The sequence below is a fragment of the Asanoa sp. NPDC049475 genome (genome assembly GCF_040676915.1).
In the GTDB taxonomy this organism is placed as follows: domain Bacteria; phylum Actinomycetota; class Actinomycetes; order Mycobacteriales; family Micromonosporaceae; genus Asanoa.
The window spans coordinates 600707-622895 of sequence record NZ_JBFAPY010000003.1 but is presented as its reverse complement, the minus strand read 5'-3'; the positions used below and the strand labels follow the sequence as shown (position 1 = coordinate 622895).

General features: G+C 70.7%; 18 protein-coding genes and 1 riboswitch. Of the genes, 10 read left to right on the top strand and 8 right to left on the bottom strand.

The annotated features are described in order from the left end of the window. Positions 1 to 68: 68 nt before the first annotated feature. Together AB0J88_RS14095 and AB0J88_RS14090 are read left to right on the top strand one after the other, a co-directional pair. Complete coding sequence (locus tag AB0J88_RS14095; protein WP_364345039.1) at positions 69 to 1868, top strand: glycosyltransferase; 1800 nt, start codon at positions 69 to 71, stop codon at positions 1866 to 1868. Between the two features lie 10 nt (positions 1869 to 1878). After that, positions 1879 to 2781: a diacylglycerol kinase family protein gene (locus AB0J88_RS14090; RefSeq protein WP_364345041.1), complete on the top strand. Its 903-nt coding sequence runs from the start codon at positions 1879 to 1881 to the stop codon at positions 2779 to 2781. A 100-nt stretch (positions 2782 to 2881) separates the two neighbouring features. Here the strand turns inward: AB0J88_RS14090 and AB0J88_RS14085 are convergent, their stop codons facing one another. Beyond that, positions 2882 to 4123, bottom strand: coding sequence for a glutamate-cysteine ligase family protein (locus AB0J88_RS14085; protein ID WP_364345043.1), 1242 nt, complete (start codon positions 4121 to 4123; stop codon positions 2882 to 2884). Positions 4124 to 4503: 380 nt separating this feature from the next. Further along, positions 4504 to 4636, top strand: a riboswitch (cyclic di-AMP (ydaO/yuaA leader). A 2-nt stretch (positions 4637 to 4638) separates the two neighbouring features. Between AB0J88_RS14085 and AB0J88_RS14080 the strand changes: the two genes are divergently transcribed. Then, positions 4639 to 5691 carry a hypothetical protein gene (locus AB0J88_RS14080; protein ID WP_364345045.1) on the top strand — a complete coding sequence of 351 codons (1053 nt, stop codon included), beginning with the start codon at positions 4639 to 4641 and terminating at the stop codon, positions 5689 to 5691. On the opposite strand, the gene AB0J88_RS14075 is transcribed toward AB0J88_RS14080, so the two are convergent. Genes AB0J88_RS14075 through AB0J88_RS14065 form a run of 3 tightly spaced genes read right to left on the bottom strand, consistent with a single transcriptional unit; the run spans position 5688 to position 10314 of the window. Next, on the bottom strand, positions 5688 to 8066 hold the full coding sequence (locus AB0J88_RS14075) for a glycoside hydrolase family 65 protein (RefSeq protein WP_364345047.1): 2379 nt from the start codon (positions 8064 to 8066) through the stop codon (positions 5688 to 5690). The genes AB0J88_RS14080 and AB0J88_RS14075 overlap by 4 nt on opposite strands. Beyond that, on the bottom strand, positions 8063 to 8815 hold the full coding sequence (locus tag AB0J88_RS14070; RefSeq protein ID WP_364345049.1) for a beta-phosphoglucomutase family hydrolase: 753 nt from the start codon (positions 8813 to 8815) through the stop codon (positions 8063 to 8065). Before AB0J88_RS14070 ends, AB0J88_RS14075 begins: the two co-directional genes overlap by 4 nt. Positions 8816 to 8838: 23 nt before the next feature. Next, positions 8839 to 10314 carry a multicopper oxidase domain-containing protein gene (locus AB0J88_RS14065; protein WP_364345051.1) on the bottom strand — a complete coding sequence of 492 codons (1476 nt, stop codon included), beginning with the start codon at positions 10312 to 10314 and terminating at the stop codon, positions 8839 to 8841. 147 nt (positions 10315 to 10461) lie between these two features. On the opposite strand from AB0J88_RS14065, the gene AB0J88_RS14060 reads away from it, so the two are divergent. Then, positions 10462 to 10866, top strand: a complete 405-nt coding sequence (locus AB0J88_RS14060; protein WP_364345053.1) for a DUF3224 domain-containing protein — start codon at positions 10462 to 10464, stop codon at positions 10864 to 10866. Then, the gene (locus AB0J88_RS14055) at positions 10863 to 11420 is read left to right on the top strand and encodes a MarR family transcriptional regulator (RefSeq protein WP_364345055.1); all 558 of its coding nucleotides are present in this window, start codon (positions 10863 to 10865) and stop codon (positions 11418 to 11420) included. The genes AB0J88_RS14060 and AB0J88_RS14055 overlap by 4 nt, the downstream gene beginning before the upstream one ends. Positions 11421 to 11501: 81 nt before the next feature. Here AB0J88_RS14055 and AB0J88_RS14050 read toward each other — a convergent pair whose 3' ends face one another. After that, on the bottom strand, positions 11502 to 12431 hold the full coding sequence (locus AB0J88_RS14050; protein ID WP_364345057.1) for a hypothetical protein: 930 nt from the start codon (positions 12429 to 12431) through the stop codon (positions 11502 to 11504). Positions 12432 to 12485: 54 nt separating this feature from the next. Beyond that, positions 12486 to 13793 (bottom strand): ABC transporter ATP-binding protein, encoded by a 1308-nt coding sequence (locus AB0J88_RS14045; protein WP_364345059.1) that lies wholly within the window; start codon positions 13791 to 13793, stop codon positions 12486 to 12488. A 279-nt stretch (positions 13794 to 14072) separates the two neighbouring features. On the opposite strand from AB0J88_RS14045, the gene AB0J88_RS14040 reads away from it, so the two are divergent. Genes AB0J88_RS14040 through AB0J88_RS14020 form a run of 5 tightly spaced genes read left to right on the top strand, consistent with a single transcriptional unit; the run spans position 14073 to position 19905 of the window. Further along, positions 14073 to 14990: a glycosyltransferase family 2 protein gene (locus AB0J88_RS14040; protein WP_364345061.1), complete on the top strand. Its 918-nt coding sequence runs from the start codon at positions 14073 to 14075 to the stop codon at positions 14988 to 14990. Between the two features lie 53 nt (positions 14991 to 15043). Then, entirely contained in the window at positions 15044 to 16861 is a 1818-nt protein-coding gene (gene treS / locus AB0J88_RS14035; protein WP_364345063.1) for a maltose alpha-D-glucosyltransferase, read from the top strand. Beyond that, positions 16858 to 18177 (top strand): maltokinase, encoded by a 1320-nt coding sequence (locus AB0J88_RS14030; protein ID WP_364345065.1) that lies wholly within the window; start codon positions 16858 to 16860, stop codon positions 18175 to 18177. The genes treS and AB0J88_RS14030 overlap by 4 nt, the downstream gene beginning before the upstream one ends. Before the next feature lie 10 nt (positions 18178 to 18187). Then, entirely contained in the window at positions 18188 to 19366 is a 1179-nt protein-coding gene (locus tag AB0J88_RS14025) for an AAA family ATPase (RefSeq protein WP_364345067.1), read from the top strand. Between the two features lie 14 nt (positions 19367 to 19380). Further along, entirely contained in the window at positions 19381 to 19905 is a 525-nt protein-coding gene (locus AB0J88_RS14020; protein ID WP_364345069.1) for a YbhB/YbcL family Raf kinase inhibitor-like protein, read from the top strand. On the opposite strand, the gene AB0J88_RS14015 is transcribed toward AB0J88_RS14020, so the two are convergent. Then, a complete protein-coding gene (locus tag AB0J88_RS14015) occupies positions 19902 to 20933 on the bottom strand; it encodes a DNA polymerase IV (RefSeq protein WP_364345071.1) in 1032 nt (343 codons plus the stop codon). The two genes, AB0J88_RS14020 and AB0J88_RS14015, sit on opposite strands and share 4 nt — an antisense overlap. Further along, positions 20930 to 22174: a sigma-70 family RNA polymerase sigma factor gene (locus AB0J88_RS14010; protein ID WP_364346106.1), complete on the bottom strand. Its 1245-nt coding sequence runs from the start codon at positions 22172 to 22174 to the stop codon at positions 20930 to 20932. Before AB0J88_RS14010 ends, AB0J88_RS14015 begins: the two co-directional genes overlap by 4 nt. Positions 22175 to 22189: the final 15 nt, after the last annotated feature.

The window sequence follows — 22189 nt, the reverse complement described above, 5'->3', positions numbered from 1 at the left end:
ATCGTCGCCGCCGGTGGCGGATCTACGCCGGCCCGCGCGCCGAGCGTATCCGCAGGTGGCCGTCCTCGATGTGGCGCGCGGGGCTCAGCGTGATCGAGTCGCCCGACAGCCCGGCCCCGCTTCTGGGCGTCGGCACGTCGATCACCTCGATGTGCGTGTCCGCCGCCTCGCTCGCCGATCTGCGCGGCCTGCTCGACCATCCGGCCGGCGGCACCCTGGTGCGCGAGCTGACCGTCTTCGTCGAGCGCTGGCAGAACCCCGACGGCACCTGGTCGGGCCGGCTGGGCGCGCTTCCGCACCTGCTCTCGCATCGCATCCGGCTGCCCGCCGCCGGCCCCGGCCGGGCCACCGTGACCCTGGAGGTGCGCCGGCCGGCACCGCTGCGCCAGTTGATCATGGCTGTGTTGCCCGTGTTCACCTCGGTCCGGCCGCTGCCCCGGGCGGTCAGCGCCGACATCACCGTGCAGGACGTCGCGCCCCCGTGGGTGGGCTCGGCGGCCAACGTCGCGGTGGTCAGCGGAGCACTGCCGACCGACGACGACATCCGCCCGCACGACCTGGTGCTCAGCCAGGACGGCAGGCCGCTGCCGCCGGAGGGCTCGGCTGCCGTCCAGGAGCTCTACGGCGGGGTGATCCAGGCGGGCACGGCCGGCGTCGGAGGCACGGTGCTGGTCGACGTCGAGCACTCGGCCTGCATCGGCCGCTACGGGCCGTTCGGGCCAGACGTGCCCACCGCCGACCTCGTCTTCACCGAGGACGACTGGCGGATCGACGGCCCCGAGGGCCCGCTCGTGTGGGGCCGGACGGACGGCCAGCGCCTGTCGACCGAGGAGGTCGGCGCGCTGGCCAAGATCGGCCTGGTCCGCTGCGCGGCGGCGCCGTGCGTCTACCCGGAGGGCGAGGCGGCGGTGCTGGTCCGGCTCGCCGCCGCCGGCGTCCTCGTGCACGCGCCCGATCTGCGCCCGCCCGTCGCGGCGCACCTCGCCGACGAGCTGCGTCCGCTGGTGGTCGACGAGCTTCCCGCGGACGAGCTCGAGTGGGAGGTCCGGGCGGTCCGCCAGCGCCGCGCGGCGCTGCGCCAGCACGCCACCGCGTTCGCGCTGCCCCGCCTGGCCGGCGACGCCTTCCCCGCGCTGGTGGCTCCGCCGTCGGTCAGCGTCCTGCTGGTCACCCGCCGGCTGGAGCACGTCGCCGAGACGGTCGCGGCGATCGAGCGGCAGACGTACCCCGACCTGGAGATCGTGCTGTGCCTGCACGGTGCCCACCCGTCCGCCGAGCTGCTCGGCCAGGTGGCCCGCTGCAGCCGGCCGGTCGAGCTCGTCGCCATCGGGCCTGAGCAGCGGTTCGGCTTCGGCGAGGCGATCGGCCGGGCCACCGCCCGCGCGCGCGGCAGCCTGATCACCAAGTTCGACGACGACGACAACTACGGCCCGGAGCATGTCTGGGACCTGGTGCTGGCCCGCCTGGTCTCCGGCGCCACGCTGGTCGGCAAGGCCGCGGAGTTCGTGCACCTGCACGCCCTGGACACCACCGTGCGGCGGCAGAACGGGCGGGCCGAGCACTACGCGGGCGTCGTGGCCGGCGGGACGATGCTGATCAGCCGGGGTGACCTGGAGGAGGTCGGCGGCTGGCGGCCGGTGCCCCGGTCGATCGACCGCGGCCTGATCGAGCGGGTGACCCGGTCGGGCGGCCTTGTCTACCGGACCCATCCGCTGGGTTACATCTACCACCGCCGGGCCGCCGGGCACACCTGGGACCCGGGGCTCGAATACTTCCTGCGCGACAACGGCCCGCAATGGCCGGGGCTGCCCCGGCACAGTGAGTTCGGCACGCGGCCGTCGGGCGTAGCGGGACGGCCGCTGGGGTAAAAGCTCGGCCATGGCTTCCAAGGTCGCGGTGGTCGCGCACAAACGGAAGAGCCTGGACGGCGGGCTGCCCGAGCTCCGCCGCAGGCTCGCTGACGCGGGTGTCGTCCACCCGCTCTGGTACGAGGTGCCCAAGAGCCGCAAGGCGCCCAAGAAGGTGCGCAAGGCGCTGTCCGCCGGCGCCGAGCTGATCTTCGTCTGGGGTGGCGACGGCATGGTGCAGCGCACGGTCGACGCGCTGGCCCGGGCGGGGGCGGGTGACGTGCCGCTGGCCATCGTGCCTGCGGGCACCGCCAACCTGCTGGCGACCAACCTGGACATCCCCGAGGACCTGGCGGCTGCGGTGGAGATCGGCCTGCACGGCGAGCGCCGGACGATCGACCTCGGGCGGATCAACGGTGAGCACTTCGCGGTGATGGCGGGAGCGGGATTCGACGGCGAGCTGATCCGGGACGCGGACGGCGGGCTGAAGGACCGACTGGGGCGGGTGGCGTACGCCTGGACGGGCGTGCGCCACGTCCGCGACGGCTCGGTGCCGATGACGGTGACGGTGGACGGCGAGCCCTGGTACGCGGGAGCGGCCAGCTGCGTGCTCTTCGGCAACGTCGGCACGATCACCGGTGGAATCCGGGCGTTCGACGACGCGAGCCCGCACGACGGCCGGCTGGAGGTCGGCGTGGCCACCGCGGAGGGGGCGCTCGAATGGGCGCGCACCCTGGGCCGGATCGCCACCGGGCGGTCGGAAGGCTCGCCGTTCATCAAGATCACAGCAGGCCGGAAGGTCCGGGTGGAGCTGGCCGAGCCCCTGGTCTACGAGATCGACGGCGGTGCGCGAGGTGCGGCGGGCAAGCTCAAGGCTCGAGCCGTTCCGGCGGCGATCACCCTGTGCCTACCTCGCGACGAGGCGGCGGCTTAGGCAAGCGCTCACCCCGCCAGGGTGAGCCCTTACTCCCGCCAGGCGAACGGCGGACCGGCTTCATCGAGCCGGATACCGCCAGGTCCGCCGCGCCGGTAGCTCAGCCCAGCGCGGGCTCGGTGAAGGCGGCCGGAGGCACCGGGTCGTCCGCCGGGCACGCGCCGCGGGCCACGTACCGCTCGATGAACGTCTCGACCGCACGCCGGATCCGTTTGCCCGCGCCGCCCCGGTCCAGTGCCGCCGCCGCGGCCTCGAAGCAGGTCGACGCCGCTGTGGCGAGTTGCGGGTCCGACAGCCCCGTGCGGGCCGCGGCCAGCCAGTCCCGGTGCCGGCGCAGCGGTGAGCGCAGGTGCTCAGTCGCTGCCGCGGCGGCGTCGGCCGCGATCGGGTCGTCCAGCAGTGCGGTCACCACCGCGAGCGGGACCACCCAGCCATCACCCGGCTGTTGGTCGATCATGCGGAACTCGAGGTAGCCGCGCGGGCGGATCGGGGGCACCAGGGTGCCGAGGTGTCGTTCCAGGTCGTCGAGGGTGACCGGGCGCGGGCCGTGGCCGCGCAGCCACGAGAGCATGGTCAGGCCGGCGGGCACCGTCCAGGGCGCGGGCGCCGGCTCCGCGATCATCGCCACCTTGGCCCGCAGCGCGTAGTGCGCCCAGTCCGCGCGGGGCTCGCCGCCTCGGCGGGGTGCGCGGGTCCGGGTGGCGTCGGTGCCGAACCGCAGCGCCTGGCGGTAGGAGACCCAGCGCGTGCCGCGGACGACCCGTGGCGAGTTGGCGAACGCGGCGAGCAGCACCGGGCCGATCGCGTCGGCGAGCCACCACCGCATCCGGTAGCCGGCCCAGCCGTCCGACTCGTCGCCGGAGTCCAGGCAGACCTGGACCGACGCCGAGTTGCACATCACCGCGAGTCCCTTGCCGCCCGAGCGGGCGTGGTACTCGGCCAGCGCCACGTACCGCGGGTGCGTGGTGATCAGCTCGGGCGTCCGCGTCGCGTCCAGGCCGGTGCCGTCCAGCGCAAGACCGTCGGCGGAAAGCGCGGCGCGGGTCACGGCGAGGTCCGCGCGGGTTCGCTCGACACAGTCCCGCAGGGACGCGCCCACCCCGGACGAGATCTCCAGCTGCCCTCCGGGCTCGATGGTGATCTGTCCGCCACCCGGCAGCGGCGCTAAGCCCGCCGTCGCCGCGGTGACGCGGGCGATCGACGGGCGGGTCAACGGCGCGCGGGGATCTCGCACGGGGTACTCGAGTTCCACGCCGACCCGCCCGATCGGGCCGACCCGAAATCCCGCGGCTGCGACGTAGGTCTCCGCCGCGCGCTCCGTGAGGACGGCGATGTCGTCCACGGCGCCTCCGTTGAGTGCGGTTGTCCGCGCACCGTCGACCGAAGCTCCGGCGGCGCGGGTTTTTGGGTGGGGTGGTGTGCCGCCCGGGAAGCCGGTCGGGGTGACTCCATTAGCGGTCCCGTGGGCCGGCTTGTCCAGCGAAACCGGCCAACTCGAAATGAACACCCGATTGACCACACGTTCGGCTGACATCCGCCAAACGGAGTCGGTTCTTTCACGTTTTTCCGTGCGCTTTCTTAAGCGCTCCTTACGTCACCGAAAGTCGTTGGTACGTAACGCATTTCGCGCCTAAGTAAGAGGCATCCGATCCTTGCGAAGAATAGGTCGGGATCGGTTAAGCTGACGGCGGCTTCCGCCGGATCATCCCCCCGGTGACACCGGCGCCGCTGCTGCCTAATCGCCGAGAGGCGAGCCGGGGACCCGTGTTCCAGGGGTGAGTCCGCGAAAGCGGTAGGGGTTGTTCCGTCCCGAACCCGTCAGCTAACCCGGTAGGCGGCCCTACCGAAGGAACGTGAATGACGCGCAAAGGACGTCCGCGCGCTGTTGTTCGGCGCGCCGCCCTGATCGGGACCGTGACACTGCTGGCCGGGCTTGCCCTCGCCCCAGCCGCGGTTGCCGCACCCAAACCAACCCCCACTCCCGCCGCACCCGCCGAGGGCGGCAAGAACGAGAAGCTCGACGACGTGATCGAGCGCACGAGCCGCGCCTTCGTCGAGGCCAAGAACGCCGTCGCCGACTCGCGCAAGAAGCAGGACCAGCTCAGCAGGGAGATTGCCCGGCTAGAGGTGCGACGGGCGGCATTGGAGCCGCAGGCCGTCGAGATCGCCCGGCACAACTACATGAACGGCCGGATCGGTCCCGCCCTCATGTTGCTCAACTCCCGCACGCAGAACGACTTCCTGGACCGGGCCGAGCAACTCGAACGGCTGTCGGAGTACGACAACCAGCGACTCGCCGACCTTGTGGCCACCCAGCAGCAGGCGCAGGCCGCCAAGAGCCAGCTCGACATCGAGGTCAAGCGCGAGGCCGCCCAGCTCAGCGTGATGAGCAAGCAGAAGACCGAAGTGGACAAGGCGTTCAAGCTGGCCGGCGGCAAGACGGTCAACGGCAACGTCTACGCGAACCTGCCGACCGCCCGGCAGTCGCCACGCGGCTCCGACGGCGGGTTCCCCGCACAATCGTGCAGCGTGGACGACCCGACCACCAACGGGTGCATCACGCCGCGGATGCTCTTCGCGCTCAAGGAGACGCAGCGGTTGGGCTACAAGCGGTTCGTCTCGTGCCACCGGGACGGCGGCCCTTTCGAGCATCCGAAGGGGCGCGCCTGCGACTTCTCGGTGTTCAAGACCAACGACTTCGGCAGCGGGGACGCCCAGGGCGACGCCCGGTTCTACGGCAACAACCTGGCGGCGTTCCTGGTCAAGAATGCCGACAAGCTCGGCATTCTCTACGTCATCTGGTACCGGCAGGTGTGGCTACCGTCCACAGGCAACTGGAAGCCCTACAGCGGCGTAGGCGGCGACCCGTCCAGCGACCACACCAACCACGTGCATCTTTCGATCCTCTAGCGGTGTCGGGTGTCGGGTGCCGGCCGTCGCGCCGGTGCCCGACCCGCCGGTTGGCGGGGTTGGCGACGATGCGGCTCGAGCCGCGGAATCGGCATCCGCACCTCTTTTTCGCAGGTCACCGTGATGCGCTCGCCGTGGTGGTCCAGGTCGATGCTGGCGTCGACCTCGCCGTCGCGCAGCGAGTAGATCGCCTCGTGCTGGCGGACGTCGACGCGCAGCCGCTTGCCGTGCCACATCAGCGCGAACTCCAGCCGGCTGATCCGCGCGGGCAGCCTGGGCGCGAACGTGAGGTGGTCCTCGTGGTCGCGCATGCCCCCGAAGCCGGCCACCAGACCTAGCCACGCACCGGCCAGGGCGGCGATGTGCAGCCCCTCGCGGGTGTTGTTGTGGATGTCGTGCAGGTCCATCAGCGCGGCTTCGCCGAGATAGTCGTGTGCCAGCTCGAGGTAGCCCACCTCGGCCGCGACCACTGACTGCGTGCACGCCGACAACGACGAGTCCCGGACGGTACGCCGCTCGTAGTAGTCGAAGTTGCGCAGCTTCTGCTCGTCGGTGAACGCGTCGCCGCACCAGTGCATGGCGAGCACCAGGTCGGACTGCTTGACCACCTGGCGGCGGTACAGGTCGAAGTACGGGTAGTTGAGCAGGAGCGGGTAGTCCTCCGGCGGCGTGTTGTCGAAGTCCCACTCCTGATAGCGGGTGAAGCCCTCGACCTGCGGATGCACCCCGAGCTCATCGTCGTACGGGATGTGCATGTTGGCGGCCGCGTCCCGCCAGGCGGCGGTCTCCTCGTCGTCGACGCCGAGCCGCCAGGCCCGCTCGCTGTGCCGGGTGACGCAGTCGGCGGCGACCAGCATGTTCCGCTGGGCCATCAGGTTGGTGTAGACGTTGTCGTTCTTGACCGCCGTGTATTCGTCCGGCCCGGTGACGCCGTCGATGTGGAACTTGCCGTGCCGGTCGTGGTGGCCCAGCGAGTGCCACAGCCGGGCCGTCTCGACCAGCAGCTCGAGCCCTATCTCGCGCTCGAAGTCGACGTCGCCGGTGGCCTGCACGTAGCGCCGGACCGCGTCGGCGATGCCCGCGTTGACGTGGAAACCGGCGGTGCCGGCCGGCCAGTAGCCGGAGCACTCCTGGCCGCGGATGGTCCGCCACGGGAACGCGGCACCGCGCAGGCCGAGCTGCTTGGCCCGGTCGCGGGCCATCTCCAGGGTGGCGTGCCGCCAGCGCAAGGCGTGCGCCACCGCGACCGGCTGGGTGTACGTCAGCACCGGCAGCGCGAACATCTCGGTGTCCCAGAAGACGTGGCCGTCGTAGCCGGGACCGGTCAGCCCTTTGGCGGCGATCGGCCGCAGCTCGGCCCGGGCACCGGCCTGGAGCACGTGGAACAGCCCGAACCGGACCGCCTGCTGCACCTCGGAGTCGCCCTCGACGTGCACGTCGGCGGCGTCCCAGAAGGTGTCGAGGTATTCGCGCTGCTCCCGGACCAGACCGTCCCACCCGGAGAACTCGGCGGCGGCCAGAGCGGCGCTGACCTGGTCGCGGATCGCCGGCAGTGACCGTCGGCTGGACCAGCCGTAGGCCAGCAGCTTGACCACGACCAGTTTCTCGCCCGGCTTGAGCACGCAGGCGATCGTGGTGCGCGCCCAGTCGTCGTGCGCCTCGGTGTTGATGTTGGTGCGGGGCGGCCCGTCGATCTCGTGCGCCATCGCGGCGCCGACCCGCAGGCCGCTCCGCTTGGTGCGGTGGATCAGCTGGGCGCGGTCCTTGTCGGTGAGGCGCTCCTCGATCTGCAGCGGACGCTCCAGGACCGCCGCGACCCGCGGGTCACGGCTCTGCCCGGGCAGCTCCTCGTTGGCGACGAGCTCCGACTGCACGATCAGCCGCAGCGGCTCGTCGACGGCCTCGACCTCGTAGCGGATCGCCGCGATCGAACGCTGGGTGAACGAGACCAGTCGGGTGCTGTGCACCTTGACCGCACGGCCCGCCGGCGAGCGCCACTGCACGACGCGGTCGAGGGTGCCGGCCCGCAGGTCGAGGATCCGGGTGTGTGCCTCGAGCTCGCCGTATCGCACGTCGAAGGGCTCGTCGTCGACCAGCAGCCGGATCGGCTTGCCGTTGGTCACGTTGACGACGGTCTGGCCCGATTCGGGGAACCCGTAGCCGGCCTCCGCGTACGGCAGCGGACGCAGCTCGTAGAACGAGTTCAGATAGGTGCCCGGAAGGCCGTGCGGCTCACCCTCGTCGAGGTTGCCGCGCATCCCGATGTGCCCGTTGCCGAGCGCGAAGACCGACTCGGCCTGCGCCAGCACGTCGAGATCGAGCCTCGTCTCGCGGACGTGCCACGCCTCGACCGGATAGGCCCGCTCACGGATCATGCCGTGCCCTCCAGCAGCTCAGAAAGGTCGCGCACGACGACATCGGCGCCGTGAGCCTTGAGGTCGGCGCCGTGGGTGCCACCCACCCGGTCAACGCCGATCACGATGCCGAAGTTGCCGGCCCGACCGGCCGCCACCCCGGCGAGTGCGTCTTCGAAGACGGCCGCCTCCCGAGGCGCGACACCGAGCAGCTCGGCACCGCGCAGGAAGGTGTCCGGGGCCGGTTTTCCGGGGAGCTTCTCGGCCCGGGCGACGTTGCCGTCGACGCGGGCGTCGAGCAGGTCGCCGAGGCCCGTGATCCGCAGGATGTCCGGGGTGTTGGCGCTCGCCGAGACGACCGCGGTCTTGAGCCCGGCCTTGCGGGCCGCACGCAGGTAGTCGACGGAGCCGTCGTACACCGCGACGCCGTCCTCGCGGATGCGGCGGAGCAACACCGCGTTCTTGCGGTTGCCTACGCCGTTGACGGTGTCGGCCTCCGGCGGATCGTCCGGATCACCCTCGGGCAGGGTGATCCCGCGGGACGCGAGAAAGGTGCGCACTCCGTCGGCCCGGGTGCGGCCGTCGACGTATTTGGGGTAGTCGGAATGGGGGTCGAAGGCCGCGAACGGCTCGCCGGTGCGCTCGCTGCGCCGGCGAAGGAAATCGTCGAATGTCTCGGTCCACGCCGCGTTGTGAACGGTCGCGGTTTGCGTGAGTACGCCGTCCATATCGAACAGGCAGGCGGTCACGTGATCGGGTAGCCCCAGCACGGGTCAAATCTAGTCGAACCCACCTACCCGTGCTCATGCGCGCCCACTGTCCGGACACGGCCCGCGGACTGCCCCGGCTCGACCACCACGAACTGCCCCATCATGCCGTCGTCCTCGTGCATCAGGAGATGACAGTGGTACATGTACGGCATTTCCGGGTCGGCAAAGTCGGCGAATTCCATGATCAATTCCGCCTCCGCCCCGGGCGGCAGGAAAATGGTGTCCTTCCAGCCGGAAAGCTCCGCCGGCGGCGCGCCTCCGCCGAGCGACAGCACCTGGAACCGCACGTCGTGCACGTGGAAGTTGTGCCGCTGCCCGTCGCTGTTGCCGACCCTCCAGATCTCGGTGGTGCCGCGGGTCACGACCGCGTCGATCCGGCCCATGTCCATCTCGTCGCCGTTGATGTTGGTGCCGTTGAGGCGGAAGTCGCGTGTCGTCACGGCGCTCGCGGGGTCCAGCCGGTCGAGCGCGCCGAATTCCGCCGGCACCCTGGCGCCGCGCCGCAACGTCGCCGTCGCGCGCAGCTCCAGCACGTCGAACTGGTCGCGCCCGCCGTCGAACGCCCGGGTGATCGCGTTGCCGCCGAGCTCCGGCGGAAAGCTGCGCAGGACGACCCGCTCGCCCGCACGCACCGGCACGACGAGCTCGGCGCGCTCGCCGGGGGAGAGCCGGATCCGGCTCAGCGTAACCGGGGCCGCCAGCCGGCCGCCGTCGGTCGCGACGAGCTGGACCGGCCGCTCGTCGGCGAGCCCGAACGCGTAGGTCCGCGAGACGGAGGCGTTGAGCAGCCGCAACCTGACCTGGTCGGTCGCCACCTCCAGATACGGTCCGTACGTGCCGTTGACGAGCAGCCGTTCTCCGGTGTTGCTGTTCTTGATCCGTCCACCGCTGAAGTCCTTGTCCTGCACGATGACCGGGATGTCGTCGACGCCGTAGTCGTGCGGCAGGGCCGCCAGCGCCGGGTCGTCGTCGTCGACGATGAACATGCCGGCCAGCCCCTGGTTGACGTGCTCGCGGGTCTTGCCGTGCGGGTGCGGGTGGTACCAGAGCGTCGCCGCGCTCTGGTCGATCGTCCAGGTCGGTGACCAGGTGGCGCCGGGGCGCACGGGCTGATGCGGCCCGCCGTCCATCCGCGCCGGCACGTGCATGCCGTGCCAGTGCACGCTGGTGTCCTCGCCGAGGCCGTTGACGACGTTGACCATGACGCGCTCGCCGCGCCTCGCGCGCAGGGTCGGCCCCAGGTAGTCGCCGTTGAAGCCCCAGGTGCGGGTGACCCCGTCGACGCCGAAGTCGCGCCGGCCGGGCTGGGCGCGCAGGGTGAAGACCCGCCGGCCGGCATCGTCGATGCGCGAGTCGGCCAGTGGCGGGATCAGCAGGGGACGGGCGAAGTCGACCTGCCCCACGGTGTCGACGGTCGTTCCGCAGGCGGTGAGCGCGCCGCCGCCGACGGCCAGGAACGTTCCGCCCAGCACGCCGGCGAGCAGGCTTCTGCGACGCATGTCCGTACCTCCATAAAGGTTTGGTTTCTACATGTAGCCTGCCTTCCTATTTGCGCTGGAGTCCATGGCCGGTCGCGGGTTTGGGGGCGCGTTCCGGGCGACCCCCTAGGGTTTGACATGTGATTGAGTCACACATATGTTGAGGGCATGACCGAGATTGTGAATACCAAGCTCGAGATCAAGTCGTGGGACGAGAAGCCCTATCGCGAGCTCGACGACGGTCGGAAGTTCGCCCGCGCCGAGGTCACGCTCGCCGGCACCGGCGACGGGGTGGTCAGCGGCTCGTTCGAGTCGCTGCTCTACTACCGCGCCGACGGCACCAGCGAATATGTGTCCATCCTGGAGATCACTGGCACGTTCGGTGGTCGGTCCGGCAGCTTCGTGCTGCAGGGTGCCGGCACCTACGACGGCACGACGGCCCGCATCCTGACGACGATCGTGCCCGGGTCTGGCACCGGGGAGCTGGCCGGGATCAGTGGCACCGCCTCAAGCGAGTCCACCCACGCTGACTACCCGCACATGCCCTTGACGATTCGGTACGAACTGGCGTGAGCGAGCTCGACCACCAGGCCAACCTGCTCGGGGCGTTCGCGCTGGCGGTCGCGGATCGGACGGGCGCGGCTATGGCGGCGTCCGGTGGGGCCGGGAACCCGACCACCGCGGCGGCCTTGTCCGCTCTGTTGCACTTCCTCGATCGGCCCTCGATCGACCAGCTTCGGCGGGTGTTGGGGCTGACCCCGTCCGGTGCTGTGCGGTTGGTCGATCGGTTGGCCGACGCGGGGCTGGTGACGCGCGGTCCTGGGGGCGACGGGCGGTCCCGCTCGGTGGCGCTTACCGACGAAGGTCGCGCGGCGGCCCAGCGGCTGTCGGCCGCGCGGGTGGAGTCGCTGCGGTCCGTGTTGTCGGCCCTGTCGGCTGCCGATCGCTCCACACTGGACGATCTGATCGGTCGGGTTATGGCCGGCATCGTCCAGGAAAAGGAGGGCGGGGCGTGGCTGTGCCGACTCTGCGATCTTGCCGCCTGCGGTCGAGACACGGGGGACTGTCCAACCGCTAACGCGGCGGCGGCCAAGTATGGGGCCGAGGCGGTGCGTCGGGACTCCTAGGGCTCTGTTCCCTTGTCTCCGGGGCTCCGCCCCGGTCCCTACCCGAGCTGCGGAGGCCCAGGGGGAAGGGGCCTGCCCCCTTTAGAGGTTGGCGATCGTTCTGATGATTTCCGCGTAGAAGTTGCCTTCGATTTCGCGGAACAGGGCGAAGGGGGAGTCCGGGTTGCCGAAGAACGGGCGTAGCGTCCAGGCGAGCTGGGTGCCTACGAAGCCGAACAGCAGGATCCAGATGTAGAGCAGGGTCATGCTGGCCGGGCGTTCGGTCGCGACGCCTGTTGGGCGTGCGGGCTGGTACCGCTGTAGCGCCGGGTTCCAGACGTGGTGTTGGGGTGTCGGCGGGGCGACGAGCACCGGCAGCGCCGGAGCTGCGGCGGCTGGCGCGGCGGCGCTGTCGCCGTTGGCAGCCGGTGCGCCGACCGTGACCGGCGTCCTCTCTTCGGCCGGCACCGCTGCGGGGGCCGGCTTCTCCGCGACGGGTGCCGGCGTCTGCTCCGCCGGCTTCGCGGGGCTGAGCAGGCCGTGTGCGTGCAGGATCTGCATGCCGCCCGTCAGGAAGCGCAAGCCGACGATTGCCGACAGGGCCAGGATCGCCACGTTGAGCAACTTGAAGAAGCCGTAGTTGGGGGCGGTGATCAGGAAGAACAGGCTGATCGGCGCGAACGCCACCGCCAGCATCGCGGTCACCGTGACCGCGACCATCACCAGCGAGACCGACTGCCGCACGGACAGGCGGGCGCCGAAGACCAAGTTGAACAGGTAGAGCGTCGGCAGGCAGATGGCCAGTGTGACCAGGAACAGCAGTGGCAGCTTGACCGCCGAGGTGAGCGCCATCAGGGGGCTGTGGAACGCGCCCAGCACCGCGCCGTAGAGGGCCAGGGCGATGGCCGAGCTCGCGAGCATCTGCATCGAGAGGCGGTTGAGCTCGCGCTCGTCGACGATCTGCTGCCAGATGCTTCCGCGATCGCGGAGGATCCGTTCGATGATCAGCAGACCAGGGCTGTTTGCCGGCACGATGGCCATCCTCTCTGGACTCACGTGGCGACAGACGCTAGAGCACGAGCCGGGTCAGCGCCACCCCACGTCGATGCGGTCACCGCGATCGTCGAAAAAGTGCAGCGCGTCCATCCGCACGGAGACGGACAGCGCGGTGCCGGCCTGCACGTTCGGGTACGGCGCGAGCCGGACCGCGAGCTCGGCCGGCCTGCGGTGGTGGCGTCCCGGGTCGCTGAGCACACTGGTGCGGTTGCGGGCCGGGCCGGCCTCGACCGGGACCGGGGCGCTGGCCGCACGGCTCTTCAACCGCTGCACCACGTGGCCGAACCGGCGCAGGGCGCCGCCCTCACCGGACTGTTCGGCCGGAGCCTTGCCCATCTCGTCGACGACGACGGCCGTGGCGCCGATGTCGAGGAACGCCAGCGACTCGTGGCCGTGGTGCTCCAGATAGCGGATCCGACCCTGGAGCACGTCGCCCGGAGTGTTCGGGGCGACCGGGGTCAGCGCCTCCGCGCGCAGGCCGACCACGATGCGCTCGCCGTGGTAGTGGGCGACCGCCCGGGCGCGGATGTCGTCCCACGGCAGGTAGAGGGCCTGGTCGCCCAGGTTGAGCGTCACATAGCGGTCGAGGTGCACGTAGACCGACGCTTCCAGCAGGTTCATCCGCGGGCTGCCGAGGAACGCGGCGACATAGAGGGTCGCCGGGCGCCCGTACACCTGGGTCGGTGTGCCCACGTCCTGCAGAACGCCCTTGCGCATGATGGCGACGCGGTCGGCCATGGTCAGCGCCTCGGCCTGATCGTGGGTCACGTAGATCGTGCTGACGCCGAGCTCGCGGACCAGGCCAGAGATCTCCGCGCGCAGCTCGGCCCGCAACCCACTGTCTAGGTTGGACAGCGGCTCGTCCATCAGGAACAGGCCGGGGCGGCGGACGATCGCGCGGCCCATCGCGACCCGCTGGCGCTGGCCGCCGGAGAGCTGGTTGGGCTTGCGGGCCAGCACGTCGCCGATGCCGAGCGCGCTGGCGACGTCGGCGACCCGCTCGCCGCGGGCCAGTGCCTCGACCTTCGACAGGCGCAGCGGGAAGCCGATGTTGTCGCCCACCGACATGTGCGGGTAGAGCGCGAAGTCCTGGAACACCATCGCGATCCGGCGCTCGCGCGGTGGTAGGTCGTTGGCGAGGTCGCCGTCGAGCATGATGGCCCCAGAGGTCGGGTCCTCGAGCCCGGCAACCATGCGCAGCACGGTGGACTTGCCGCAGCCCGACGGGCCGAGCAGCACCATGAACTCGCCATCGTTGACGTCGATGTTGACGTTGTCGACCGCGATCGTTCCGTCAGGAAAGATCTTGGTGACGTCTTTGAGCGCGACGGTGGTCACCGTCTCCTCCCCAACAGTCGGTTCCCCGGTCAATGACTGTGACGAGAGTTACTAGATAATCCCATCGGGTAAACGTGCCATGTTCAGCCTGTGACAATCTGACTACCCGCATCGACGTCGGTGGTTGCAGGGCCGACGGGGAGTCTCCGGTCGGCCGCATTCTGTTGATCATGCGCGAGCGCATGGCCAAAAGATCTTCGTTTGTCAAGGGCCGGGACAAGCGTTGACCCGCTCCGCTAGCCTCATCAAGCTGCGTGCACATCGAGCGAGGGAGCGGCGATGCGACTGACGGTGGGGGTGCTCACCTATCGCAGCGCGGCCAATCTGCCGCCGCTGCTCGCCGCGCTGCCGGACGGGCTGGCGGGCGTCGACGACTGGCGGCTGGTGGTCGTCGACAGCGGTTCCTTCGACGACACCCTTACCGTGGCCAAAGACCTGGCCCCCGACGCGACGCTGGTGCAGCTCGACAGCAACCGGGGCTTCGCGGCCGCCGCCAACGCCGTCGCCGCGGTGGACCCGGAGGCCGACGCGGTGCTGCTGCTCAGCCCCACCACGCGGCTGCGGCCGGGTTGCGCCGCTGGCCTGCTGGCCGCGCTGGCCCAGCCCGGGGTCGGCATCGCGGTGCCCCGGCTGATCGGCCGTGACGGTCGCCACAAGACGTCGTTGCGCCGGCGTCCGACGCTCGGCCGGGCGCTGGCCGAGGCGGTGCTCGGCGGCAACCGGGCCAGCCGGCTCGGTCGCGGTGAGCTCATCGCGGACCCGGCCGGCTACGACCGGCAGACCCGGGCCGACTGGGCCACCGGCGCCGTGACGATGTTCAGCCGGGCCGCGCTCGCCGCAGCCGGTCCGTGGGACGAGTCCTTTTTCCTCTACAGCGAGGAGACCGAGTTCGCCCTCCGTGTCGCCGACCACGGCTTCCGGCTGGCGTTCGTGCCCGAGGCCGAGGCGGTGCACAACGGCGGCGACGCCCGCAACGTGCCGGCCCTCTGGGGCATCATGGTCGCCAACCGGGTCCGGCTGCACGCGATGCGCCACGGCCGCGCCGCCGCCACCGCCTACTGGGCCGCGATCACGCTCGGCGAGGCGATGCGTTCGGCCCGTGATCGCAACCACCGTTACGCCACTCGCAAGCTGTTGCGGGAGCGCACAAGTCTGGTCCGTGGGCGCCCGGCGGAGGTTCCTGACCAGCTTCGCTGATCGACCAGGGCCGTCACCCTGTGGCGAACCGGAATCGGCACTAGCGTGGACGCATGACTGACGTGACGGCTGGGACTCTCTCGGTGCAGCCACCGGATCCGGCCGAGGGCAGTCACGTCGAGCACGGCATCGTCGAGCATCCGACCTCCGACGACTTCCACCACGCAAGAAACGTCCCGGTCGACTCGACCTGGTTCCAGCGGGCGGTGTTCTACGAGGTTCTGGTGCGGGCTTTCGCCGACTCGGACAGTGACGGCTCCGGCGACCTGCGCGGGCTGATCGACAAACTCGACTACCTGGCGTGGCTGGGCATCGACTGCATCTGGCTGCCGCCGTTCTACGACTCGCCCCTGCGCGACGGTGGCTACGACATCCGCGACTTCTACAAGGTGCTGCCCGAGTTCGGCACGGTCGACGATTTCGTCGCCCTGCTCGACGCCGCGCACAAGCGGGGCATTCGAGTGATCACCGACCTGGTCATGAACCACACCTCGGACCAGCACCCCTGGTTCCAGGAGTCGCGCCGGGACCCCGACGGGCCGTACGGCGACTTCTACGTGTGGAGCGACAGCGACGACAAGTACCAGGACGCGCGGATCATCTTCGTCGACACCGAGGAGTCCAACTGGACGTTCGACCCGGTGCGCCGGCAGTTCTACTGGCACCGATTCTTCTCGCACCAGCCGGACCTCAACTACGCCAACCCGGCCGTCCAGAACGCGATGCTCGACGTCCTGCGGTTCTGGCTCGACCTCGGCATCGACGGCTTCCGGCTAGACGCGGTGCCCTACCTCTTCGAGGCCGAGGGCACCAACTGCGAGAACCTGCCCGAGACGCACGCCTTCCTGCGGCACTGCCGCAAGGTGATCGACGACGAGTTCCCGGGCCGCGTGCTGCTGGCCGAGGCCAACCAGTGGCCGGCCGACGTCGTGGCCTACTTCGGTGACACGGAAAGCGGTGGCGACGAGTGCCACATGGCCTTCCACTTCCCGCTGATGCCCCGCATCTTCATGGCCGTCCGCCGCGAGTCCCGCTTCCCGATCTCCGAGATCCTCACCAACACGCCGGCCATTCCGGCCAACTGCCAGTGGGGCATCTTCCTGCGGAACCACGACGAGCTCACGCTCGAGATGGTCACCGACGAAGAGCGCGACTACATGTACACGGAGTACGCCAAGGACCCGCGGATGAAGGCCAACATCGGCATCCGCCGGCGACTGGCGCCGTTGCTGGAGAACGACCGCAACCAGCAGGAGCTGTTCACCGCGCTGCTGCTCTCGTTGCCCGGCTCCCCGGTGCTCTACTACGGCGACGAGATCGGCATGGGCGACAACATCTGGCTCGGTGACCGCGACGGCGTACGCACGCCGATGCAGTGGACGCCCGACCGCAACGCTGGCTTCTCGACGTCGACGCCGGGCCGCATCTACTTGCCGGTCAACCAGGATCCGATCTACGGTTACCAATCGGTGAACGTCGAGGCGCAGCGGGACAGCTCGACCTCGTTGCTCAACTGGACGCGGTTGATGTTGTCGGTGCGGCGCCGGCACGACTCGTTCGCCGTCGGCACGTTCCAGGAGCTCGGCGGCTCCAACCCGGCCGTGTTGGCATACCTGCGTCACCATGAGGACGACGTGGTGCTCTGCGTCAACAACCTTTCCCGTTTCCCCCAACCCATCGAGCTGAACCTGCAAGCGTGGTCGGGCTATTCGCCGATCGAGCTCACGGGACGCGTGCTGTTCCCCCGGATCGGGCAGCTACCCTACCTGCTGACCCTTCCCGGATACGGGTTCTACTGGTTCCAGCTCACCCCACCGTCCGATGAGGATGACCCGGCCCGCGCGGCCGATCAGCACATGGAGGAGTCATGACATTGCCGTTTGCCGACTGGCTGCCGCATCAGCGGTGGTATGCCGGACGCGGCCGGACTCTCCACAGTGTCACTCCCGCCGCGGTCACGGCGCTCCGCGAGGCGCTCGACCACGTGCTGCTCGACGTGGTCTACGAAGACGGCGGCACCGAGCGCTACCAGGTCTACGTGGCCTGGGACGACGAGCCGCGCCCGGAGTTCGCCGGCACGGCCACGATCGGCATCGACCACGAGAACGATCGCGCCGGCTTCGACGCCCTCTACGCGGAGGCCGCCGCCCGCACCCTGCTGGAGCTCATCGACCAGGACGCGGTCGTCGGGCGACTGCTCTTCCGGCGCGAACCGGAGGCCAAGCTGCCGTTGGAGGCGCCGCCGCGGGTGGCCGACACCGAGCAGAGCAACACCAGCGTCGTGTACGACCGGGCGGCGATCCTCAAGGTCTTCCGCCGGGTGGTCTCCGGCGTCAACCCCGACGTCGAGCTCAACCGGGTGCTGGCCCGCGCCGGCTGTCCCAACGTGGCCCAACTGCTGGGCGCGGTGGAGAGCACCGACGAGCACGGCGAGCCGGTCTCGTTGGCCATGCTGACCGCGTACGCGGAGAACTCGGCCGAAGGCTGGGCCATGGCCACGACCAGCGTGCGTGACCTCTTCGGCGAGGCCGACCTGGCCGCCAACGAGGTGGGCGGCGACTTTTCCGGCGAGTCTTTCCGCCTGGGCGAGGCGGTCGCCGTCGTGCACCGGACGCTCGCGCAGGAGCTGGGCAGCGAGACGGTCGACTTCCCGGTCGATCGGATGCTCGCGCGACTCGAGCGGGCCGTGGCCTTCGTGCCCGCGCTGGCACCGCATGTCGACGCGGCCACCGCCGCCTTCCGCGCGGTCGGCGGCGAGCGGATGACCGTCCACCGCGTGCACGGCGACCTGCATCTCGGCCAGGTGCTGCGTACACCCAAGACCTGGCTGTTGATCGACTTCGAGGGCGAGCCCGGCCAGCCGATCGAGGAGCGCCGCCGCCCCGACTCGCCGTTGCGTGACATCGCCGGCATGCTGCGGTCCTTCGAGTACGCGCCGCACCACCTGATCGTCGACCAGCCCGACGACGCCCAGGTCGTCTACCGGGCGCGCGAGTGGGCCGACCTCAACCGAGGCGCGTTCTGCGACGGCTACGCGGCCGCCACGGGCGAGGACCCGCGCAGTCGGGCGGCCCTGCTCGGCGCGTTCGAGCTCGACAAGGCGATCTACGAGGCGGCCTACGAGGCGCGTTTCCGGCCGAGCTGGCTGCCCATCTCGCTGCGCTCGGTGGCCCGCCTGCTGGGCTAGCGTTGAGCAGGTGTTGGTCACGCTGGCGGTGGAGAACTACCGGTCGCTGCGCCGGTTGGTGATGCCGTTGCGCCGGCTCAACGTGGTGACCGGAGCCAACGGCAGCGGCAAGTCGAGCCTCTACCGCACGCTGCGGCTGCTCTCGCACTCGGCCCGCAACGGTGCCGTGGCCGCGCTGGCCCGCGAGGGTGGGCTGCCGTCGACGCTCTGGGCCGGCCCTGAGGTGATCAGCCGGTCGGTCCGCGAGGGTGTGCACCCGGTGCAGGGAACCGTGCGGACGAAGCCGGTCGCGCTGCGGCTCGGGTTCGCCACCGACTCGTTCGGATACGCCATCGACCTCGGCATGCCGCAGATGCCGGGTCACCGCAGCTTGTTCGCGCTCGATCCCGAGATCAAGTCCGAGTGCACCTGGTCCGGCCCGGTGCTGCGGCCGAGCACCCGGCTGACGGAGCGCACCAACTCGGCGGTCGGCGTACGCGGCCCGGACGGCTCCTGGCGGCCCACGAAACTGAAGCTTCGCCCGTACGACAGCATGCTCGCCGAGGTCGTCGATCCGGAGCTCGCGCCGGACCTGATGCTGCTGCGCGAGCGGATCCGGTCCTGGCGCTTCTACGATCACCTGCGCACGGACGCCGACGCCCCGATGCGCACCGCGACGATCGGCACCCGCACTCCGGTGCTCGGACCCGACGGCGACGACCTCGCGGCGGCCCTGGAGACGATCCGCGAGATCGGTGACGGTGTCGCCCTCGACGCCGCCGTCGCGCTCGCCTTTCCGGGAAGCCAGGTGGGCGTCACCGCGACCGCCGGCCGGTTCGAGCTGATGTTCAGCCAGCCCGGCATGCTCCGTCCGCTCACCGCGGCTGAACTGTCCGACGGAACGCTGCGTTATCTGGCCTGGGTGGCCGCGTTGCTCACACCGCGGCCGCCGGAGTTGCTGGTGCTGAACGAACCGGAGAACAGCCTGCACCCCGAGCTGATCCGTCCGCTGGCCGCGCTGATCGCGGGCGCGTCCAGCCGGATGCAGATCGTGGTGGTGACCCATTCGCGGGCGTTGGCGTCCGCGCTGGACACCCACGCCGACGAGGCCGACCTCCAGTCGGTCGAACTGGCCAAGGACCACGGCGAGACGTACGTCGTCGGGCAGGGAAAGCTCGACGAGCCGCCGTGGCACTGGCCGAAACGCTGAGGAAGGATGATCGCATGAGTCTCGAACGACCCGTACCGCCCGATCCCTACGACCTCCTGCCGCCGAAGCCGTCGTTCACGCTGACCAGTGACGACGTGACGGACGGCGAGCAGATGGCCGACACGTTCGCCGACCCGAGCGTCGGTGGTGGTGGCAAGTCGCCGCAGCTGTCGTGGTCGGGTTTCCCGGAGCACACCAAGAGCTTCGTGATCACCTGCTACGACCCGGACGCGCCGACGCACAGTGGCTTCTGGCACTGGGTGCTGGTCAACGTGCCCGCGTCGGTGACCTCGCTGGAGCAGGGCGCCGAGCCGCCGGCCGGCGCGTACGCCGTCCGCAACGACTACGGCACCAAGGAGTACGGCGGCGCCGCGCCGCCGAAGGGCGACTACCCGCACCGCTACGTGTTCACGGTGCACGCGGTCGACGTGGAGCAGCTCGACGTCACCCCGGACGTGTCGCCCGCGGTGGTCAGCTTCAACCTCACGTTCCACGACCTGGCACGCGCGGTCATCCGGCCGACGTACCGGATCGCCTAGTCCGGCATCGCCAGGTTCACCCGCACGCCGAGCAGCCGCACGGGCCGCTTCCACTCGAATTTCGCCAGCAGGCTCAACGCGGCCCGCTCGACGACGTCCGGGTCGGTGGTCGGCCCGGCGCGGAGCTTGGTCTCGCGGGTCGGCGTGAAGAAGCTGACGTAGCGCACCTTCACCGCGACATGCGTGATCTCGCGCCCGTCGGCGACCACGTCGGCCGTCAGGGCTCGGGCCATCGCCCCTACCTCGCGGGAGATCTCCGCCAGATCCGAGAGATCCTCGGCGTACGTGTTCTCCCGGCTGCGCGACCGGGCCACCCACGGCTCGGTGCTGATCCGGGTGTCACCGCCGCCCGCCGCCGCGACCGGCAGCCACTGCGCCTGCCGTGGGCCGAACCGCTCGATCAACGCCTCCGGCGGCGTCGCGGCGAGCTGGGCGATCGTGTGCAGGCCGAGCTCGTCGAGCTTGCGGGTGGTCTTCGGACCGACACCCCAGAGCTCGGCGGCCGGCCGCTCGCCCATGACGGCCGACCACGTCGCGGTGGTCAGCGTGTGGATGCCGCCGGGCTTGGCGAACCGCGCCGCGATCTTCGCCTGCTGCTTGTTCTCGCCGATGCCGATCGCACAGCTCAGCCCGGTCTCCGCGAGCACCGCCGCCTTCAGCTCCGTGGCGAGCGCCTGCGGATCGGAGATGTCGCCGCCGACGAACGCCTCGTCCCAGCCCCAGACCTCGACGTCCACCGGGAACCCGCGCAGGACCGCCATCACCCGCTCCGACGCCTCGCTGTAGGCGGCGGGGTCGGTGGGCAGGAAGGTCGCCTCGGGGCAGAGCTGCGCGGCCCGGCGGAGCGGCATTCCGGAGTGGACACCATGTGCACGGGCCTCGTACGAGGCGGTGGAGACCACCTGCCGGCGCGCCGCTGGGTCACCGGCGCCGCCGACCACCACCGGCAGCCCGCGCAGCTCCGGCCGCCGCAGAATCTCCACGGCGGCCACGAACTGATCCATGTCGACGTGCAGCAACCAAGTCATGGCGTGGCGGCCACCAGCTTGCGCGCCCGGGAACGCAGATACCGCTGCTCCGGCTCGCTGCCCGTGCGATCGGCGGCAAGCTGGTAGGCCGCCGCCGCACCGGCGTGGTCGCCGGACAGCTCCAGCAGGTGCGCGCGTACCGCCGCGAGCCGGTGGTGTCGGGTCATCCGCTCGTCGCCGTCGAGCTCCGCGAGCAGCTCGAGCCCCGCTCGCGGGCCGCCCACCATCGCCACCGCGACCGCCTTGTTGAGCCGCACCATCGGGCTGTCGGAGACCCGCTCGAGCAGGTCGTACAGCGCCAGCACCTGAGGCCAGTCGGTGTCGGCGGCGGTGGGGGCCTCGTCGTGCACCGCCGCGATCGCCGCCTGGAGTTGGTAGGCGCCCGGGCGGGTGCTGGCCAGCGCCTCGGACACCAGGGCCACGCCCTCGGCGATCGCCGCCTGGTCCCAGCGTGACCGGTCCTGCTCCTCCAGCGGGATCAGCTCGCCGTCGGGGCCGGTGCGGGCCGGGCGGCGGGCGTCGGTGAGCAGCATCAGCGCGAGCAGGCCGGCCGCCTCGCCGTCGTCGGGCAGCAGCCGGTGCAGCATGCGGGCCAGCCGGATGGCCTCCGCCGACAGTTCGACGCGGGCCAGGTCCGGCCCGGACGAGCTGGTGTAGCCCTCGTTGAAGATCAGATATAGCACCTGGAGAACGGCGTCCACGCGCTCCACCCGGGACTCCGGCGGCGGCAGCTCGAAGCCGATGCCGGACGACTTGATCTTTTGCTTGGCCCGGCTGATCCGTTGCCCCATGGTCGGCTCGGGCACCAGGAACGCGCTCGCGATCTCGCCGGTGGTCAGCCCGCCGACGGCGCGCAGGGTCAACGCGACCTGGGCCGGCACCGCGATCGCCGGGTGGCAGCAGAGGAACAGCAGCACCAGCGAGTCGTCACCGTCCGCGCGCTCGGCGTCGGCCCCCGGTGCCACCCGCCCGGCGGCCGGATCGCGGAGGTAGTCGTTCTCCTCCCGCTGCCGCCGGGACTCCTCGCTGCGCAGCTGGTCGATCAGCCGGCGCGAGGCCACCCGGATCAGCCACGCTCGTGGGTCGTCGGGCACGCCGTCGGTCGGCCACTGGGTGGCGGCCGCGAGCAGACCCTCCTGCACCGCGTCCTCGGCGGCGTCGAAGTGGCCGTAGCGGCGCACCAGCGCGCCCAGCACCTGCGGTGCCAGCTCTCTGAGCAGCTCTTCGGTGGCCACGCCCAGAAGCCTACGACTCGA

Excerpts from the sequence above, each read along its gene's own strand:
- AB0J88_RS14030 (WP_364345065.1), top strand. The coding sequence starts at position 16,858 with ATGACATTGCCGTTTGCCGACTGGCTGCCGCATCAGCGGTGGTATGCC.
- treS (WP_364345063.1), top strand. The coding sequence starts at position 15,044 with ATGACTGACGTGACGGCTGGGACTCTCTCGGTGCAGCCACCGGATCCG.
- AB0J88_RS14060 (WP_364345053.1), top strand. The coding sequence starts at position 10,462 with ATGACCGAGATTGTGAATACCAAGCTCGAGATCAAGTCGTGGGACGAG.
- AB0J88_RS14020 (WP_364345069.1), top strand. The coding sequence starts at position 19,381 with ATGAGTCTCGAACGACCCGTACCGCCCGATCCCTACGACCTCCTGCCG.
- AB0J88_RS14080 (WP_364345045.1), top strand. The coding sequence starts at position 4,639 with ATGACGCGCAAAGGACGTCCGCGCGCTGTTGTTCGGCGCGCCGCCCTG.
- AB0J88_RS14015 (WP_364345071.1), bottom strand. The coding sequence starts at position 20,933 with ATGACTTGGTTGCTGCACGTCGACATGGATCAGTTCGTGGCCGCCGTG.
- AB0J88_RS14075 (WP_364345047.1), bottom strand. The coding sequence starts at position 8,066 with ATGATCCGTGAGCGGGCCTATCCGGTCGAGGCGTGGCACGTCCGCGAG.
- AB0J88_RS14065 (WP_364345051.1), bottom strand. The coding sequence starts at position 10,314 with ATGCGTCGCAGAAGCCTGCTCGCCGGCGTGCTGGGCGGAACGTTCCTG.
- AB0J88_RS14090 (WP_364345041.1), top strand. The coding sequence starts at position 1,879 with ATGGCTTCCAAGGTCGCGGTGGTCGCGCACAAACGGAAGAGCCTGGAC.
- AB0J88_RS14040 (WP_364345061.1), top strand. The coding sequence starts at position 14,073 with ATGCGACTGACGGTGGGGGTGCTCACCTATCGCAGCGCGGCCAATCTG.
- AB0J88_RS14095 (WP_364345039.1), top strand. The coding sequence starts at position 69 with ATGTGGCGCGCGGGGCTCAGCGTGATCGAGTCGCCCGACAGCCCGGCC.